This window comes from Streptomyces sp. NBC_00440 (assembly GCF_036014215.1).
Lineage (GTDB): Bacteria > Actinomycetota > Actinomycetes > Streptomycetales > Streptomycetaceae > Streptomyces.
Genome location: NZ_CP107921.1, coordinates 1,520,089 through 1,538,128, shown reverse-complemented (window position 1 = coordinate 1,538,128; position 18,040 = coordinate 1,520,089). Strand labels below are relative to the sequence as shown.

The 18,040-nt window shown below is 70.6% G+C and carries 16 protein-coding genes; 6 read left to right on the top strand and 10 right to left on the bottom strand.

Translation table 11 applies throughout. From position 1 onward, the window contains the following. Positions 1–15: 15 nt before the first annotated feature. Entirely contained in the window at positions 16–1,554 is a 1,539-nt protein-coding gene (locus OHB13_RS06905; protein ID WP_328376282.1) for a S8 family peptidase, read from the bottom strand. A gap of 219 nt (positions 1,555–1,773) precedes the next feature. Between OHB13_RS06905 and OHB13_RS06900 the strand changes: the two genes are divergently transcribed. The 3 genes from OHB13_RS06900 to moaA all read left to right on the top strand — a co-directional run bounded on the left by OHB13_RS06900 (position 1,774) and on the right by moaA (position 4,916). Beyond that, positions 1,774–2,145 carry a DUF485 domain-containing protein gene (locus tag OHB13_RS06900; protein ID WP_328376280.1) on the top strand — a complete coding sequence of 124 codons (372 nt, stop codon included), beginning with the start codon at positions 1,774–1,776 and terminating at the stop codon, positions 2,143–2,145. Next, entirely contained in the window at positions 2,142–3,764 is a 1,623-nt protein-coding gene (locus OHB13_RS06895) for a solute symporter family protein (RefSeq protein ID WP_328376278.1), read from the top strand. The genes OHB13_RS06900 and OHB13_RS06895 overlap by 4 nt, the downstream gene beginning before the upstream one ends. 162 nt (positions 3,765–3,926) lie before the next feature. Then, positions 3,927–4,916: a GTP 3',8-cyclase MoaA gene (gene moaA, locus OHB13_RS06890; protein WP_328376276.1), complete on the top strand. Its 990-nt coding sequence runs from the start codon at positions 3,927–3,929 to the stop codon at positions 4,914–4,916. Positions 4,917–4,991: 75 nt separating this feature from the next. Here moaA and OHB13_RS06885 read toward each other — a convergent pair whose 3' ends face one another. Next, complete coding sequence (locus tag OHB13_RS06885; protein ID WP_328376274.1) at positions 4,992–5,288, bottom strand: hypothetical protein; 297 nt, start codon at positions 5,286–5,288, stop codon at positions 4,992–4,994. Positions 5,289–5,528: 240 nt separating this feature from the next. Beyond that, positions 5,529–5,903 (bottom strand): DUF3099 domain-containing protein, encoded by a 375-nt coding sequence (locus tag OHB13_RS06880; RefSeq protein WP_328376272.1) that lies wholly within the window; start codon positions 5,901–5,903, stop codon positions 5,529–5,531. Positions 5,904–6,115: 212 nt separating this feature from the next. Between OHB13_RS06880 and OHB13_RS06875 the strand changes: the two genes are divergently transcribed. Then, the gene (locus OHB13_RS06875; protein WP_266858336.1) at positions 6,116–6,391 is read left to right on the top strand and encodes a GlsB/YeaQ/YmgE family stress response membrane protein; all 276 of its coding nucleotides are present in this window, start codon (positions 6,116–6,118) and stop codon (positions 6,389–6,391) included. Positions 6,392–6,463: 72 nt separating this feature from the next. On the opposite strand, the gene tyrS is transcribed toward OHB13_RS06875, so the two are convergent. Genes tyrS through OHB13_RS06860 form a run of 3 tightly spaced genes read right to left on the bottom strand, consistent with a single transcriptional unit; the run spans position 6,464 to position 10,707 of the window. Continuing rightward, the gene (gene tyrS / locus OHB13_RS06870) at positions 6,464–7,732 is read right to left on the bottom strand and encodes a tyrosine--tRNA ligase (RefSeq protein WP_328376270.1); all 1,269 of its coding nucleotides are present in this window, start codon (positions 7,730–7,732) and stop codon (positions 6,464–6,466) included. 45 nt (positions 7,733–7,777) lie between these two features. After that, positions 7,778–9,187, bottom strand: coding sequence for a metallopeptidase TldD-related protein (locus tag OHB13_RS06865; protein ID WP_328376268.1), 1,410 nt, complete (start codon positions 9,185–9,187; stop codon positions 7,778–7,780). Beyond that, positions 9,184–10,707 (bottom strand): TldD/PmbA family protein, encoded by a 1,524-nt coding sequence (locus OHB13_RS06860; RefSeq protein WP_266858340.1) that lies wholly within the window; start codon positions 10,705–10,707, stop codon positions 9,184–9,186. Before OHB13_RS06860 ends, OHB13_RS06865 begins: the two co-directional genes overlap by 4 nt. Before the next feature lie 184 nt (positions 10,708–10,891). On the opposite strand from OHB13_RS06860, the gene fabG reads away from it, so the two are divergent. After that, positions 10,892–11,608 (top strand): 3-oxoacyl-[acyl-carrier-protein] reductase, encoded by a 717-nt coding sequence (gene fabG / locus OHB13_RS06855; protein ID WP_266858342.1) that lies wholly within the window; start codon positions 10,892–10,894, stop codon positions 11,606–11,608. A 4-nt stretch (positions 11,609–11,612) separates the two neighbouring features. Further along, complete coding sequence (gene fabI, locus OHB13_RS06850; protein WP_328376266.1) at positions 11,613–12,380, top strand: enoyl-ACP reductase FabI; 768 nt, start codon at positions 11,613–11,615, stop codon at positions 12,378–12,380. A 26-nt stretch (positions 12,381–12,406) separates the two neighbouring features. Here fabI and OHB13_RS06845 read toward each other — a convergent pair whose 3' ends face one another. The 4 genes from OHB13_RS06845 to OHB13_RS06830 form a co-directional block, all read right to left on the bottom strand. Next, positions 12,407–13,810, bottom strand: a complete 1,404-nt coding sequence (locus tag OHB13_RS06845) for a UbiD family decarboxylase (RefSeq protein WP_328376264.1) — start codon at positions 13,808–13,810, stop codon at positions 12,407–12,409. Then, positions 13,800–14,540 (bottom strand): hypothetical protein, encoded by a 741-nt coding sequence (locus OHB13_RS06840; protein ID WP_266858348.1) that lies wholly within the window; start codon positions 14,538–14,540, stop codon positions 13,800–13,802. The genes OHB13_RS06845 and OHB13_RS06840 overlap by 11 nt, the downstream gene beginning before the upstream one ends. 146 nt (positions 14,541–14,686) lie before the next feature. Continuing rightward, a complete protein-coding gene (locus OHB13_RS06835) occupies positions 14,687–15,622 on the bottom strand; it encodes an amidohydrolase family protein (RefSeq protein WP_266858350.1) in 936 nt (311 codons plus the stop codon). 82 nt (positions 15,623–15,704) lie between these two features. Further along, a complete protein-coding gene (locus OHB13_RS06830) occupies positions 15,705–17,960 on the bottom strand; it encodes a molybdopterin cofactor-binding domain-containing protein (RefSeq protein ID WP_328376262.1) in 2,256 nt (751 codons plus the stop codon). Positions 17,961–18,040: the final 80 nt, after the last annotated feature.

Genomic DNA, 18,040 nt, shown 5'->3' with positions numbered 1-18,040 from the left:
GCGGTGCGACGGGCCCTACCGGGTGACCGCGTGCAGCGCGTCGGCCAGACCCGCCCCGTAGAAGCTGTTGTGGTCCCTGCCGCCGCGGCAGACCGCGTCGGGCCTGCCGTCACCGTTGGCGTCGATCGGGTACGGGTCCGGGCAGGCGAGCCGGTCGGCGCCCGCGTACAGCAGCGCCTCGACCTGTGCGGGTGAGGCGTGCGGATGGCGGGACTTGATCAGGGCCGCGACCCCGGCGGCATGGGGGGACGCCATGGACGTGCCTGACATGTAGGCGTAGCCGCCGCCCGGCACAGGGCCGAGGACCGCGCTGCTGGTCGCGGGCGGCTCGGGGGGCTGGAACGCCACCGAGTCGCCGCCCGGCGCCGCGATGTCGATGACCCCGAGTCCGTAGTTGGAGTAGGAGGACTTGAGGGTCTTGGCGCCGGTCGCGGCCACGGTGACGACACCCGGCAACTGGCCCGGAATCTGCGGGCACTTGGACGGGTCGACCGTACGGGAGACCGCTGTGCCGTCGTCGGGGCTCAGTATGTCGGTGACCGAGTGCGAGGCGAGGTCGAACCCGTCGTTGGCCGCGCCCGCGACATTGACCGTGCCCTTGCGCTCCGCGTACCGGGAGGCCCGGGTGACCGCCTCGACCAGGGCCTTCTGGTCCGGGTCGTCCGTGCAGTTGAAGTACCACGGGTCGGTGAAATAGCTGTTGTTGGTCACATCGGCACCGTGGTCGGCGGCCCATATGAAGGCGCAGACGACGGCCTCCGTGTAGAAGAACGAGGACGCCGTGCCGACCTTGATGCCGGACACCCGCACCCCCGGCGCGACACCGGTGATGCCGATGCCGTTCCGCGCGCCCGCGATCTCGCCCGCCACATGCGTGCCGTGCGGATTCCCCCCGCTGCCCGGCCGCCAGGCGCCGTCCGTGGTGTCGGGCCTGCCCGTCGCACAGTCCGCCGAGCCCGCGCGGTCGAAGTTGGGGGCGATGTCCGGATGTGTGTCGTCGACGCCCGAGTCGATCACCGCGACGGTGACGGCACGGCTGCCGAGCGTCTTCTCATGGGCCTTGTCCGCCTTGATGGCCCTCATGTCCCACTGGAGCGGCTCCATCGGATCCGCACCGGGCGCGGCCTCGGCCGCCAGCGCCTTCCGCTGCCGCGCTGTGAGTTCCAGCGGTGTGGCCGTGTCCGTGGCGGCCTCGGCGGGCAGCGGCGCGGTGCGGGTGGCACCGGCCGATTCGACCCCTCCGGCCCTGCGGATGGTCTTCGAGAAGTCCGGGTCCGGCGAGTGCGCGACGATCACGCCCACCTTGTCGTACGCCATGACCACCGACCCTCCCGCCCGGGAGATGGCCCGCTCCACCGCGGCCGGCGTGCCGTGACCGGTCCCGGTGTTCACGACGTACGACAGACCGGGACCCGCCCCGGGAGCCGATGAGTGCGCGGGGCCGCCGCCCTGCTCCGCTGTCGCGGTGGCCGGCAGGAGGCCGAGCGAGGCGACGAGTGCCAGTCCTGCGGGCAGCGCGAGTGCGCGCCACCGCCCGTATCTCAGACGATCCATGGGTTCTCCACATCATCCGTGTCAACCGCCCTGCTGCGGAACGCAGTTGGGCGCTACCCGACCAGTGAAGCCGACGCCGGACCTTCCTGCCCGTCGATCGATCCAGCAGGAAGGGCCGGGCATTGAACCACTTGGCCCCGCGCGCCGTGCCCTTGTCGGAGGCCCGTACCGCAGGCCTCCGGCAGCCCACCCACCGCAAGCACGTCGCGAGGAGAATCCGTGGCCACCGATGCACCGCAGTTCCCGGACGGAACGGACACCGGACCCCGCCCCGGCCGGCCCACGACAGAGATGTTCACCGAGGTGCAGCGGAGCGCCGAGTTCGGCGAACTGCGCCGCGCCCACCGCTCCTTCGCCTTTCCGCTGACCGTCGGCTTCGTCGCCTGGTACCTGCTGTACGTCCTGCTGTCGAGCTACGCGGGCGGCTTCATGGGCACCAGGCTCTTCGGCAACATCAATGTGGCGCTGGTCCTCGGCCTCGCCCAGTTCCTCACCACGTTCCTCATCGCGTGGTTCTACTCGCGGCATGCCGCGGCCCGGCTCGACCCGAAGGGCGCCGCGATCAAGTCCCGTATGGAGGAGCGCGCATGAGCCCCGCAGTCCAGCTCGCCGCGTCGGCGACCACCCAGCACCGGCCCCTGATCATCACGCTCTTCGCGGTCTTCGTCGTCGCCACGCTCGTCATCACCGTCTGGGCCGGACGCCGTACCAGGAGCGCCGCCGACTTCTACGCGGGCGGCCGGCAGTTCACCGCACTGCAGAACGGGCTCGCGGTCTCCGGCGACTACATGTCGGCCGCGTCGTTCCTCGGCATCGCGGGCGCCATCGCCCTCTTCGGCTACGACGGCTTCCTCTACTCGATCGGCTTCCTGGTCGCCTGGCTGGTCGCCCTGCTGCTCGTCGCCGAGCCGCTGCGCAACTCCGGCCGCTACACGATGGGCGACGTCCTCGCCTACCGGATGCGCCAGCGCCCCGTCCGCACCGCCGCGGGGGCGTCCACCATCGTCGTCTCGATCTTCTACCTGCTGGCGCAGATGGCGGGCGCCGGTGTCCTGGTCTCGCTGCTGCTCGGCATCACCAGCGACGCCGGGAAGATCGCCATCGTCGCCCTGGTCGGAGTCCTGATGATCGTGTACGTCACGATCGGCGGGATGAAGGGCACCACCTGGGTCCAGATGGTCAAGGCCGTCCTGCTGATCGCCGGAACCGTCCTCATCACCTTTCTGATCCTGCTCAAATTCCACTTCAACGTCTCCGACCTGCTCGGCTCGGCCGCGTCGAACAGCGGCAAGGGGAAGGCGTTCCTGGAACCCGGCCTCAAGTACGGCGCTACGGGAACCTCCAAGCTGGACTTCATCTCGCTCGGCATCGCGCTGGTGCTCGGCACCGCGGGTCTGCCGCACATCCTGATCCGCTTCTACACCGTGCCGACGGCCAAGGCCGCCCGCAAGTCGGTGAACTGGGCGATCGGCATCATCGGCGCCTTCTACCTGATGACGATCGTGCTCGGGTTCGGCGCCGCGGCCCTGCTCAAGCCCGCCGACATCATCGCGTCCAACCCGGCGGGGAACACGGCGGCCCCGCTCGCGGCCCTGCAGATCGGCGGCGGCGCCGACTCCACCGGGGGTTCGGTCCTGCTCGCGGTGATCTCGGCGGTCGCGTTCGCCACCATCCTCGCGGTGGTCGCCGGGCTGACCCTGGCCTCCTCGTCGTCGTTCGCGCACGACATCTACGCCAACGTCATCCGCAGGGGGCAGGCCACCGAGAAGGAGGAGATGCGCGCGGCCCGCTGGGCGACCGTCGCGATCGGTGCCGTCGCCATCGTGCTGGGTGCCTTCGCCCGCGATCTGAACGTCGCGGGTCTGGTCGCCCTGGCCTTCGCGGTCGCCGCGTCCGCCAATCTGCCGACCCTGCTCTACAGCCTCTTCTGGAAGAGGTTCACGACCTCGGGCGCCCTGTGGTCCATCTACGGCGGGCTCATCTCCTCCGTGGTGCTGGTGCTCTTCTCGCCGGTCGTCTCCGGGAAGCCCACCTCGATGTTCAAGGGCGTCGACTTCGCCTGGTTCCCGCTGGAGAACCCCGGCCTCATCTCCATCCCGCTGGGGTTCCTGCTCGGCTGGCTGGGCTCGCTGCTCTCGCCCGAGAAGCCGGACGAGGGCAAGTACGCCGAGCTGGAGGTCAGGTCCCTCACCGGATTCGGCGCCCACTGACGGCAGTCCGCGCAGGCAGGAGACGTGCCGGCGCGGGGGCCCGGTCGTAGATCCATACGACCGGGCCCCCGCCTACCCTGTGGTAATCGGCCCTGTCGCTGTCACAGGTGTCGCGTAGGCTCGGTTGCGTACGCATTTCCGCTATCGGGGAGGGGGCCCACCGTGCTTATCGACACCTTTGGCCGAGTGGCCACTGACCTGCGAGTGTCACTCACGGACCGCTGTAATCTGCGCTGCACCTACTGCATGCCGGAAGAGGGCCTGCAGTGGCTCGCCAAGCCCGATCTGCTCACGGACGACGAAATCGTCCGGCTGATCGGCATCGCCGTGACCAGCCTGGGCATCACCGAGGTCCGCTTCACCGGCGGTGAGCCGCTGCTGCGCCCCGGTCTCGTCGGCATCGTCGAGCGCGTCGCGGCCCTGGAGTCGCGCCCCCGGATGTCCCTCACGACCAACGGCATCGGCCTCAAGCGCACCGCCCAGGCCCTGGCGGCCGCGGGCCTCGACCGGGTCAACGTCTCGCTCGACACCCTGCGCCCGGACGTCTTCAAGACCCTCACCCGCAGGGACCGGCACCGCGATGTGCTGGACGGTATGGCGGCCGCCGGCGCCGCCGGACTCACCCCGGTCAAGGTCAACACCGTGCTGATGCCGGGGCTCAACGACGACGAGGCACCCGACCTGCTCGCCTGGGCCGTGGAGCACGGGTACGAGCTGCGCTTCATCGAGCAGATGCCGCTCGACGCCCAGCACGGCTGGAAGCGCGACGGCATGATCACGGCAGGTGACATCCTCAAGTCGCTGCGCACCCGCTTCACGCTGACCGAGGAAGGCAGCGAAGAGCGCGGTTCGGCGCCCGCCGAGCGCTGGGTGGTCGACGGCGGTCCGCACCGGGTCGGCGTCATCGCCTCGGTCACCCGCCCGTTCTGTGCCGCCTGCGACCGCACCCGGCTCACCGCGGACGGACAGGTGCGCACCTGCCTGTTCGCCCAGGAGGAATCCGACCTGCGGGGCGCGCTCCGCTCCGGGGAGCCGGACGAGGAGATCGCCCGGCGCTGGAAGCTGGCGATGTGGGGAAAGAAGGCCGGATCCGGTCTGGACGACCCATCGTTCCTCCAGCCCGACCGGCCCATGTCGGCGATCGGCGGCTGACGGCCGTACCCGTCCGGCCTGCGCTCGGCCGGTTCCTGCGCCCCGCCGGGCGGCGATCCGTCGGTCAGTTGTGTCTTACGGGGTCTGCGTCTCGCCGGTCTGTGTCTCCCCGGTCCGGCCCCTCTGCTCCCACTCGGCCAGGAGCACCACGCCCTTGAGGAAGCCGCGCACCCCCAGGAACTGCGACAGATGCTCCCGGTGTTCCGCACAGGCCAGCCATGTCTTCCGGCGCTCCGGGGTGTGCAGTTTCGGGTTGTTCCACGCCAGCACCCACACGGCGTCGGCCCGGCATCCCTTGGCCGAGCAGACCGGGGCGGGCGTGACAGCGGCGGGCGGGACCGGGGCGGAACCGGTCGAATCAGGGGAGTTCACACCTCAACCCTAGGCCAAAGCATCGCCGTTACGGACAGGCGAGGAGCCGGAGGGAGGGGCCGGAAAAAGGCGACGCCGAGCAGCCACGGGGGGAGCTGCCCGGCGTCGGTCCGTCGCTCCGACGGGGGATGCGGAGCGCCCCCAAAGTATGTCATGGGCCAATGGGACTGCGGCACCGGAACTTCATGATTGATCTGAGCTTTTCTTGAGCTTTGACACCGGCAGGGGATCGGCCCCGCCTCAGCCCTGCTCCGCCGCCCGCTGGTCACGCTCCGTGGTGGGTGCCTCGTCCGCCGGATCCGTCCCCGGAACCATGGAGGACGGTTCCAGCGGCGGGCGGAAGGGCGCGGGAACGAACGTCGTGGGGAGCCCCGGAGTGTTCTCGCGGCCCGCGTTCGCGATCACCACGGCGATGTACGGAAGGAAGGCGCCGAGCACCAGCGTCCCGATCGCCACCGGCCGTGCCACGTTCCAGAGAGCCGCGGTCAGGATGACCGCGACGGTGCGCACCGTCATCGAGATGATGTACCGGCGCTGCCGGCCGCGTACATCCTCCTCAAGACCCGTCCGGGCCCCCGTGATCCGGAAGACCTCACCACTGCGCTGCTTCCGCATCACGCTCCACCACCCGATTCCTGCGCCGGACTCTCCCCGGACCGGACGGCACCACGTTACGCCGGGGCCCGGCCGCCGATAAGAGCGGGGCGCGCTCGTACCGCCCGTACCGGGGCTGCCGGGGCACGTATGGAGGTGTCCGACATGCGCCGTATGGAGGATGGGCCGAAACTGGGGCCCGTGCGTATCCAGCAGCCGCATCAGGAGGCGACATGAATTGGTTGTGGGCCATCATCGTGGGGCTGGTGCTCGGCCTGATCGCCAAGGCGATCATCCCGGGCAAGCAGCAGATCCCGCTGTGGCTGACCGTGATCTTCGGCATCCTGGGCAGTGTGCTGGGCAACTGGGTGGCCACCGGGCTGGGGGTCAACGACACCCGGGGTATCGACTGGATCAGACATCTGCTCCAGCTGGCCGGCGCCGTGATCATCGTCGGCGTGGGGGACAAGCTCTGGACCTCGGTCCGGGGCAGCAGACACACCACCTGACGCCACGCACGCGTGAGGGGCGGCCGGTTCCGTACCGGCCGCCCCTCACGTATGTGCTGAGACCGACAGGACCTAGACGCCCGTGACCTCGACCGCCGCCAGGCTCTTCTTGCCCCGGCGCAGCACCAGCCACCGCCCGTGCAGCAGATCCCCGGCCGCCGGCACCGCGTCCTCGCCGGTGACCTTCACGTTGTTCACGTAGGCCCCGCCCTCCTTGACGGCGCGGCGGGCCGCCGACCGGCTCGGCACAAGACCCGTGTCGGCGAGCAGTTCCACGACCGGCAGCAGGCCGTCGACCTCGGTGTGCGGCAGCTCGGAGAGCGCGGCGCTCAGCGTCGCCTCGTCGAGCTCCGTGAGCTCACCCTGGCCGAACAGCGCCCTGGACGCCGCGACGACCGCCGCGCACTGGTCCGCACCGTGCACCAGCGTGGTCAGCTCCTCGGCCAGCGAGCGCTGGGCGGACCGCGCCTGCGGCCGCTCCTCGGTCAGCTGCTCCAGCTCCTCCAGCTCGGCGCGGCTCTTGAAGCTGAGGATGCGGTTGTACGTGGAGACATCGCGGTCGTCCACATTCAGCCAGAACTGGTAGAAGGCGTACGGAGTGGTCATCTCCGCGTCCAGCCAGACGGCCCCGCTCTCGGACTTGCCGAACTTGGTGCCGTCCGCCTTGACCATCAGCGGGGTGCCCAGCGCGTGCACGGACGCGTCCGGCTCCAGGCGGTGGATCAGGTCGATCCCTGCCGTGAGGTTGCCCCACTGGTCGCTGCCGCCCTGCTGGAGCGTGCAGCCGTACCGCCGGTACAGCTCCAGGAAGTCCATCCCCTGGAGCAGCTGGTAGCTGAACTCCGTGTAGCTGATGCCCTGTTCGGACTCCAGGCGGCGGGCGACCGACTCCTTGGTGAGCATCTTGTTCACCCGGAAGTGCTTGCCGATGTCCCGCAGGAACTCGATCGCGGACAGGCCCGCGGTCCAGTCCAGGTTGTTGACCATCACCGCCGCGTTCTCCCCCTCGAAGGAGAGGAACGGCTCGATCTGGGAGCGCAGCCGGCCCACCCAGTTGGCGATGGTCTCCGGGTCGTTCAGCGTCCGCTCGGCGGTCGGCCTCGGGTCACCGATCTGGCCGGTGGCCCCGCCGACCAGCGCCAGCGGCCGGTGACCGGCCTGCTGGAGCCTGCGGACGGTGAGGACCTGCACGAGGTGGCCCACATGCAGGCTCGCCGCCGTCGGGTCGAAGCCGCAATAGAACGTGACGGGACCGTCCGCGAGCGTCTTGCGCAATGCGTCCTCGTCAGTGGAGAGGGCGAAGAGCCCCCGCCACTTCAGCTCGTCGACGATGTCCGTCACGGGTCTCGCGTCTCCTTCGGTGTGGCTGGAAGTACGTCCCAGAGGTTATACGCCCTGGCTGACGGAACTCATATTGAAATCCGGGATGCGCAGGGCAGGCATCGCGGCGCGGGTGAACCAGTCGCCCCACTCGCGCGGCAGCGTCCGCTCCGTACGCCCGGCCTCGGTGGCCCGGGAGAGCAGATCGACCGGCGACTCGTTGAAGCGGAAGTTGTTCACCTCGCCGGTGACTTCGCCGTTCTCCACGAGGTAGACACCGTCCCTGGTCAGCCCGGTCAGCAGCAGGGTGGCCGGGTCGACCTCCCTGATGTACCAGAGGCAGGTCAGCAGCAGGGCGGGCCCGTCGTGCCCCGACGCCGCCACCATCTCGTCGAGCGAACGCTCCCCGCCGCCCTCCAGGATCAGATTGCTGATGGCGGGCGCCACCGGGAGGCCGGTCAGCTCCGCGCTGTGCCGGGTGGTGAGCAGGTGCTCCAGCCGGCCTTCGCGCACCCAGTCCGTACGGGAGAGCGGCAGGCCGTTGTCGAAGACCGACGAGTCGTCGCCCGAGGAGTGCGCGAGGACGAAGGGCGCCGACTCCAGACCGGGCTCGGCCGGATCGCTGCGCAGGGTCAGCGGAAGCGGGGAGAGCCGGTCGCCGAGCCGGGTCCCGCCGCCGGGCCGGGAGAAGACCGTACGGCCCTCCGCCGCGTCCCGGGCGGCCGACGACCAGTACTGGTAGATCAGCAGATCGGCCACCGCGGTCGGCGGCAGCAGCGTCTCGTACCGCCCGGCGGGCAGCGCCACCCTGCGCTCGGCCCAGCGCAGCCGCTGCGCCAGTGCGGCGTCCAGCGCGGCCGGGTCGACGTCGGTGAAGTCCCGGGTGGCCCGGCCCGCCCAGGCGGAGCGGGAACGGTCGGGGGACTTGGCGTTCAGCTCCAGCGTGCCGTTCGGCTGGTCGTGGCGCAGCCGCAGACCGGTGGACGTACCGAGGTAGCTGGAGGTCATCTCGTGGTGGGCGAAGCCGTACAGCTCGCGCCCGCCGGACCGCGCGCGGGCGAAGGACTCACCGAGCGCCGGCGCGAAGGCGTCGAAGACCGCCGACGTCGTCTCGGCGGGCGCTTCCGTGAAACCGGCGGACTCGGGTACCCCGGTGACCAGCGGCCGGGCGTCCTCGGCGGGGGAACCGTCGCGGGCGGCCGCTTCGGCAGCCCGGACCAGCGGTTCGAGATCGGCCGCGGTCACCGCCGACCGGGAGACGACACCGGACGCGGTGCCCTCCTTGCCGTCGACGGTCGCGATGACGGTCAGGGTCCGGCCGCGGGTCACACCGTTGGTCGTCAGCGCATTGCCCGCCCAGCGCAGATTGGCGCTCGAATGCTCGTCGGCGATGACGGCACAGCCGTCCGCGGTGGACAGCGCGAGGGCACGCTCGACGATCTCGTGCGGCCTGCTGGTGCGGTTCGACGGGGTCATCGCCCGGCCTCCTGGGTGGTGTTCAAGATGTTCACGCCGCGGAAGAGGGCGGACGGGCAGCCGTGCGAGACCGATGCGACCTGGCCCGGCTGGGCCTTGCCGCAGTTGAAGGCGCCGCCCAGCACATAGGTCTGCGGGCCGCCGGCCTTCTCCATCGAGCCCCAGAAGTCCGTCGTCGTCGCCTGGTAGGCGACATCCCGCAACTGCCCGGCAAGTTGCCCGTTCCTGATGCGATATGCCCGCTGCTGGGTGAACTGGAAGTTGTAGCGCTGCATATCGATCGACCACGACCGGTCGCCCACCACATAGATCCCGCGCTCGACACCCCCGATCAGGTCCTCCGTCGAGAGCCCGCCAGGATCCGGCTTGAGCGACACATTGGCCATCCGCTGCACCGGCACATGCCCCGGCGAATCCGCGTACGCGCACCCGTTGGACCGGCCGAGCCCCGTCAGCTTCGCGATCCTGCGGTCCAGCTGGTACCCGACCAGGGTGCCGTCCTTGATCAGATCCCAGGACTGCGCCTCCACACCCTCGTCGTCGAACCCGACCGTGGCCAGGCCGTGTTCGGCGGTCCTGTCGCCCGTCACATTCATCACGGGGGAGCCGTACGCCAACGTGCCGAGCTGGTCGAACGTGGCGAAGGAGGTCCCGGCGTACGCCGCCTCGTACCCCAGCGCCCGGTCCAGCTCGGTGGCGTGCCCGATCGACTCGTGGATGGTCAGCCAGAGGTTGGACGGGTCCACGACCAGGTCGTACGCCCCCGCCTCGACGCTCGGCGCCCGCATCTTCTCGGCGAGCAGCTCCGGGATCCGTTCCAGCTCGGCATCCCAGTCCCAGCCCGTGCCGGTCAGATACTCCCAGCCGCGCCCGGCCGGCGGCGCGAGGGTGCGCATCGAGTCGAACTCACCCGTGTCCGCGTCCACCGCCACCGCGGTGAGCTGCGGATGGAGCCTGACCCGCTGCTGGGTGGTGACGGTGCCCGCGGTGTCCGCGTAGAACTTGTTCTCCAGGACGGTCATCAGCGAGGCGTCCGCATGGGCGACACCGTCCGCCCGCAGCAGCCGCGCCGACCAGTCGGCCAGCAGCCCGGTCTTCTCGTCGGCGGGTACGGAGAAGGGGTCGGTCTCGTACGAGGAGATCCAGGTCCGGTCCGGGTGCACCGGCTCGTCCGCCAGCTCCACCCTCTCGTCGGACCCGGCCGCCCTGATCACCTTGGCGGAGAGTTTCGCCATCGCGACCGCCTGCCCGGCCACCCGCGCCGCAGCGTCCATCGAGAGGTCCACACCGGAGGCGAACCCCCAGCTCCCCCCGTGCACGACCCGCACGGCGTACCCGAGATCAGTGGTGTCCGTCGACCCGGCAGGCCGGGCGTCCCGCAGCCGCCAGGTCGCGCTGCGGACACGTTCGAAGCGGAAGTCGGCGTGGTCGGCGCCGAGCGCGCGGGCGCGGGCCAGCGCCGCGTCGGCCAGGGCGCGCAGCGGCAGAGCCGTGAAGGCTGCGTCGATCGAATGTGGCACGAGGTCTCCTGTCGTCACGACCGGTCGCTCGCATCATGTCGCGCGGACGCGTCCCGCTGCCAGATGCTTTCTGTAGGGACCCGACAGGGACCGCCACGCGGCGCTGTCGGAGGCCGATTCCTCCGAAGTGGGGCAGGACCGATAGTTTGCGTGAGTACCACACAGCTATCGAAAGGGTGATCCGTTGAGCCGCTCGGTTCTCGTCACCGGAGGAAACCGGGGCATCGGCCTTGCCATCGCCCGCGCTTTCGCAGACGCAGGCGACAAGGTCGCGATCACGTACCGCTCCGGCGAGCCGGCCGCGCTTGCCGAACAGGGGTTCCTGGCCGTCAAGTGCGACATCACCGACACCGAGCAGGTGGAGCAGGCCTACAAGGAGATCGAGGAGAAGCACGGTCCCGTGGAGGTGCTGGTCGCCAACGCCGGTGTCACCAAGGACCAGTTGCTGATGCGGATGTCCGAGGACGACTTCACCGCCGTACTCGACACCAACCTCACCGGCACCTTCCGGGTCGTGAAGCGGGCGAACCGCGCGATGCTGCGCGCCAAGAAGGGCCGCGTCGTCCTCATCTCGTCCGTGGTCGGTCTGCTCGGCTCCGCCGGACAGGCGAACTACGCCGCTTCCAAGGCCGGCCTGGTGGGCTTCGCGCGCTCCCTCGCCCGTGAGCTCGGCTCCCGCAACATCACTTTCAACGTAGTCGCACCCGGTTTCGTCGACACCGACATGACCAAGGTGCTCACCGACGAGCAGCGCGCGGGCATCGTCTCGCAGGTGCCGCTCGGCCGGTACGCGCAGCCGGAGGAGATCGCCGCGACGGTGCGGTTCCTCGCCTCCGACGACGCGTCGTACATCACTGGAGCCGTCATCCCCGTTGACGGCGGATTGGGCATGGGTCACTGATCACATGAGCGGAATTCTCGACGGCAAGCGCATCCTCATCACGGGTGTGCTGATGGAGTCCTCCATCGCCTTCCACACCGCCAAGGTGGCCCAGGAGCAGGGTGCCGAGGTCATCCTGACCGCCTTCCCGCGGCCCACCCTCACCGAGCGCATCGCCAAGAAGCTGCCGAAGCCCGCCAAGGTCATCGAGCTCGACGTCACCAACACCGAGCACCTCGACCGGCTCGCGGACCTGGTCCGCGACGAGCTCGGCTCGCTCGACGGCGTTGTGCACTCCATCGGCTTCGCGCCGCAGGACGCGCTCGGCGGCAACTTCCTCAACACCCCGTTCGAGTCGGTCTCCACGGCCATGCACGTCTCGGCGTTCTCGCTGAAGTCGCTGGCCATGGCCTGTCTGCCGCTGATGAGCGAGGGCGGCTCGGTGGTCGGACTCACCTTCGACGCCCAGTACGCCTGGCCGCAGTACGACTGGATGGGCCCCGCCAAGGCGGCGCTTGAGGCGACCTCCCGCTACCTGGCCCGCGACCTGGGCAAGCAGGACATCCGCTGCAACCTGATCTCCGCCGGCCCCATCGGCTCGATGGCCGCGAAGTCCATCCCCGGCTTCGGGGAACTGGCCGACGTCTGGAACAGCCGCTCCCCGCTCGCCTGGGACATGGCCGACCCCGAGCCGGCCGGCCGCGGCATCGTCGCGCTGCTCTCGGACTTCTTCCCGAAGACGACCGGCGAGATCATCCACGTCGACGGCGGCGTGCACATGATGGGCGCCTGACCCGCCCGTATCGCTCAGGACACCGCTCAGGAGGCCGCGCGACCGTCGAGCAGACGGCGCGCGGCCTCCGTGCGTCCGGGGGCGACCTCGATCCGTACCCCTTCGAAGCCGGGGCCGCGGGTCGCGTCCAGGGCCATCCGGGACGTCGTGCCGTCCGCCGTGGACGACGGGTCGAGGGGGCTGCCGGGCAGACCGCCGACCTGGAAGACGTCCCGGTGCGGCTGGAGATGGGTGGCCATCGCCCACAGCACCTGCGAGTCCCGGGTGATGTCGACGTCCTCGTCGACCGCGACCACCGTCTTGAGGTACGGGTCCCAGCCGAGCAGCCCCAGCATGATCTGCCGGGCCTGGCCGGGGCGGCCGGCGCGCATCGCCACGTACGCGTGGAAGTGGGTGCCCGAGGTCGGATAGTGCAGCGCGGTCACCTCCGGGAAGCGCTCCATGAGCTTCTGCGCCATCTCCGACTCGCGCGGCACCCGCGCCAGGTTGAGGTGTTCGGCGGTGCTGCCGCCCACCACGTCCAGGAGCAGCGCGTCCCGGCGCCGCAGGACCGTCTCGACGGTCAGTACGTTGTGGGTCGAGCGGTCCGACGAGTAGCCGGAGAACTCACCGAAGGGACCCTCATCGGCGCGGCGGGCGGGATCGATGAACCCCTCAAGGACCGTCTCGGCGCTCGCCGGAACCCGTATCCCGTACTTCGGTGTCCGCACCACCTCCAGGGGCGCCCCGAACAGGCCGCCCGCCACACACCGTTCGTCGGTGTCCGCGCCCACCCGGGCGGACGCCGCCAGCATGAACAGCGGGTGCGCCCCGACGACCATGGCCACCGGGAGCCGTTCGCCGTGCTCCTCGGCCAGCCGCAGCAACTGCCAGAGATGGCCGCGCGAATGCAGGCTGGTGGCCAGTTCGCCCGGGCTGTGCACCATCGCGCGGTGGTAGCTGAGATTGCCCGAGCGGCCTTCGGCGTACGCGGGTGCCTCCGCCGCGATGATGCCGTTCGTGATGTACGGGCCACGGTCCGAAGCGAAGTGCCGGATCATCGGGAGCGCGCCGAGGTCCGGCTCCGCCACCACGTCGAGCACCGGACCCTCCCGCACCACCCGCGGCTCGCACCGGCGGGCCGACGCCGCCTGGTACGCGCGGTGCAGCCCCGCCGTACCGGTGCCGAGCAGGCGGGCGATACGGCGGCGCGATGCGAACACATTGGTGACCAGGGGAGCGCCGAGCCCCGCGACGTTCCGGCAGACCACCAGCTCGTCCCGGCCGCGGGCGGCCAGCTCCAGGACGAGCGCGGCCACGTCCTCGCCCTCGATCCGCTCATCGACGCTGAGTACGTCGTCGGGGTGGTCGGCGGTGTACCGGGCGAGGAAGTCGCGCAGGTCCTGGGAGGCGGCGGCCGGGACCGGCCCCGCCGCCGGCTCAGTGGTCACAGCAGACCCCCGCGTGCTGCTCGACCGAGAACAGCTCGCCCCACTCGGGAGCACCGACCGTGAGGCCCAGCAGATCGAGCCCGGTCCTGATCGCCACCCGGGCGCCGTCGTACACCGGTTTGCCCAGCTCCCGTTCCAGCAGCGCGGCCACCGGCGCGACCGGCAGCTCCGTACCCGTCACCACCAGGCACTGGGCGTCCGGCGAGTCGGCGCCGGCCAGCAGTCTCCGTACCCGCGACACCGGGAGTCCTGCGGCCTCCCGCGCCGTGGAAAGCCCGAGCGCGGTCACCGAGACCACCCTGAATCCGGCCGCCAGATAGGTGTCGGCGAGCCGCCCCGCGACCTGTTCGGAGCCCGGCGAGACCAGCGCGAGCGAGGTCAGCCCCCGGCGGGCGAGCAGATCGAGCTGGCCCAGCGTGACGGTCGACGCGGGGACGCCCGCCACCTCCTCGATCCGGCGCGCCACGGCCCGCCCGTGCGCAGCGCCGTGCAGATCGCTCGAACTGCCGCTCCAGACCACGGCGTCGGCGCCCGCGTCGGCCAGCAGCGCGGCCGAGCGGGTGAGTTCACCGGACTGCGAGGGCGCGATCGCCGGCCCGTACAGCACGTCCGGCAGGGCGGTGCGGGCGACCGGATGGGCGGCCTCGATGGAGACGGAGCGGCAGATCTGGCCCGACCAGCGCTCGACGCCGATGGAGGGGGAGGGGACGAGATGACCGATGCGCCGCATGACGGCACCTGCTTCCGTACCGGGGACGCCGGGGCACCGTGCCCGTGGTGGACCGCGTCCGTGGTGGATGTGCGGAGGGAGGGCCGGCCCGCTCCTGCGAGGAGGGGCGGGCCGGCCCGGGGACGGAACCGTCGGAACCGCTGCCCTCAGACGCGCGACGTACCGGCCGCGTCCAGCGAGGCGTAGGTGTCCGTGAGGCGCAGTCGCGCCTCCTCCTGGTCGCGCGGCGGGGGAGTGGGCTTCAGGCCCAGCAGCTTCGCCACGTTGTTGCCGAGATACCCCTCCAGATGCTCCTCGGAGAGGTTCATGCCCTGGGGCGGCGGGCCGCAGAGCACCTCCAGCTCCCGGGCCCACATGCCCGGTTCGTTGGGCGGCGAGTCCGTACCGAAGACCAGCTGGTGCTTCTCCATCTGCTGGGCGAACTCCACGATCCGCGACTGGAGCAGCCACCCCGACTCGCCGTACACATTGGGCGAGTCGAGGATCATGTAGAGCGCCTCGAAGCAGTAGACGCCGCCGGTCTGCACGCCGAAGTGCCCGAGGATGAAGTTGACGTTCGGGAACTCACGGATGATCGGGTAGAACTGCGTCGGGATCGAGTACGGCCCGTCGCCGGTGTGGATCAGGACGAGGACGCCCAGCTCGTCACAGACCCGCAGCACCGGACGGAGCCAGTCGAGCGCCCGGTCGGGCCGGTAGGCATGCATGTTGGCATGCAGCTTGAGCATCTTGTAGCCGTACTCCTTGACGTGGAACTCCAGCTCCTTCGCGCCGTTCTCCGGCCCGAAGCGCGGGTTGTACATGAAGTTCCCGATGAAGCGGTCGGGGTACGTCGTCACCAGCTCGGTGATGTACGCCATGTAGTCGCGGATGCCCTCGCGGCCGCCCCGCATCCCGTCCTGCCAGACGCTGTTGCCGGGCGGGGGCATGATGCAGCCGTAGTCGATCCGGCGGGGCTTGCCGTTGATCATGTACGGGCCGTCCATCATGGCCAGGGTCCGCTCACCGGTGAACGGCTCGCCGTCGTGGCGCCACGCCTGGTCCACGACGTTCGTGGGATGCATATGAGTGTCGATGATCAAGGTACTGTTCCTTCCCTGCTGGTTCTGGTGGTACGTACGCGGTGCGTGCAGAACCGTCGGGGGACCCGGGGGCGGGCCCGCATCACCTCCCTTCGCTGTGGACGATGTCGTCCTGGGGGTCGCCGTCGACGATGTCGCCGGGGCGCACCGGCACCCTGGTCAGTGCGAGGCCGGTCGCGTCGCGCAGCGCGTTGGCGATGGCCGGCGTCGACGACAGGGTCGGTGGCTCGCCCACACCGTTCAGGCCGTACGGCGAGTCCGGGTGGGGCAGTTCGAGCAGTTCGATGGGGACCGACGGCATGTCCGCGATCGTCGGGATCAGATAGTCGGTGAACGACGGATTGCGCACCCTGCCGTCCTGCACATGCAGTTCCTCCATGAGCGCGAGCCCCAGGCCCTGGGCGCTGCCGCCCTCGATCTGCCCCTCCACGGCAAGGGGATTCATCGCCTTGCCGACATCCTGGGTGGTGGCCAGCTCGACCACCTTCACCAGCCCGAGTTCGGTGTCGACGTCCACCACCGCGCGGTGGGCGGCGAACGCGAAGGCGATGTGGGCGTCGCCCTGGCCGCGTTCGGGGTCGATGGGAAAGGTGCGGCGGTGGCGGTACTCGTACTCCGCCTCGACGGGCCCGTCCGCGAGCAGCACCTCCAGCGGCCCGTCCCCGCGCGCGGTCAGCTCCTCCCGTACGGCCTTGCAGGCGCCCTGCACCGCACCGCCGCTCATCCAGCTGATCCGGGACGCCGACGACGAACCCGCGTCGCCGGCCAGGGTGTCGGCGGGCAGCACCACCACCCGCTCCACGCCCAGCTCGGTCCTGGCGATCTGCGCCTGCACGGTCACGATGCCCTGGCCGCACTCGGCGGCCGCGGTGTGGATCTCGGCGACCGGCTCCCCGTTGGCCAGGGCGAGCCGGACCCGGGCCACCGAACGGTCGTCGACCCCGCCGGAGAAGCCGATGGCCTTGACCCCGATGGCATAGCCGACCCCGCGTCTGACGCCCTCGCCGTGTGTTGTGTTGTTCAGCCCGCCCGGCCGGGCGAACGCGCCCTCACCGGCGGGCGGCAGCGGCCGGGCGCGCAGCCGCTCAAGGAGCTCGGCGGCGGGCGCGGGACCGTCCACCGACTGCCCGGTGGGCAGCACCGTCCCGGTCGTCATGGCGTTGCGGATGCGCAACTCCACCGGATCCATGGCGAGTTCACGGGCCAGCCGGTCGAGGTTGGACTCCACGCCGTAACACGACTGCACCGCACCGAAGCCACGCATCGCCCCGCACGGCGGGTTGTTGGTGTAGACGCTGTAGCCGTCGATCTCGGCGTGCGGTACGTCGTAGGCGCCCGCCGCGAAGTACGAGCCGTTCGCTATGACCACCTGGGAGGTGGAGGTGTAGGCACCACCGTCGAAGAGCAGCCGCGCCCTGACGTACACGAGCTTCCCGTCGCGCGTCGCACCGTGCTCGAAGCGCATCCGGGCCGGGTGGCGGTGCACATGGCCGTAGAACGACTCCTCGCGGTTGTAACTCATCTTCACCGGACGGCCGGTGTGCAGCGCGAGCATCGCCGCGTGGATCTGCACCGAGACGTCCTCGCGTCCGCCGAAGGCCCCGCCGACCCCGGAGAGCGTCAGCCGCACCTTCTCCGGCGGCAGCCCGAGCGCCGCGCACATCTGGTGCTGGTCGTCGTGCAGCCACTGGGTCGACACATAGACATCGACACCGCCGTCCTCCGCGGGTATCGCGAGGCCCGACTCGGGGCCGAGGAACGCCTGGTCCTGCATCCCGACCTCGTACGTCCCCGCGACCACCACATCGGCCAGCCTCCTGGCCTCGGCCATGTCACCGTGCCGGATGCGGACATGCCGTACGACATTGCCGGACCTCCCGTCGACCCGCCGTTCGTGGACCAGCGGGCCCCCGCCGCCGACCGCCTGCTCGGGGTCGGTCAGCGGTTCGAGCACCTCGTACCCGACGTCGATCAGCCGCAGCGCGCGGCGCGCCGTCTCCGGGTGGTCCGCCGCCACCAGCGCCACCGGTTCGCCCTGGTAGCGCACCCGGTCGGCGGCCAGCACCGGCTGGTCGGCGACCTTCATCCCGTACAGCGGCGCGCCCGGCACATCCTCGTGCGTGAGCACCGCGACCACGCCCGGCAGCCGGAGCGCGGGGGTGGTGTCGAGACGCACGATCCGCGCGCAGGGGTGCGGGCTGCGCAGGGTCGCACCCCACACCATGGCGTCGTCGTGCAGATCGGATGCGTACGCGAAGGCCCCCTGGACCTTCAGCCGGCCGTCGGGCCGCAGGACGCTCTCGCCGACTCCCTGCCGGATGCCGGTGACGGTGCTCACGGACCATCACTTCCCTTCTGCTGTAGGGGATGCGGTACGGGGCTGCCGCACGGGAGCCGCGGCGTGGACGGTGGGCGCGA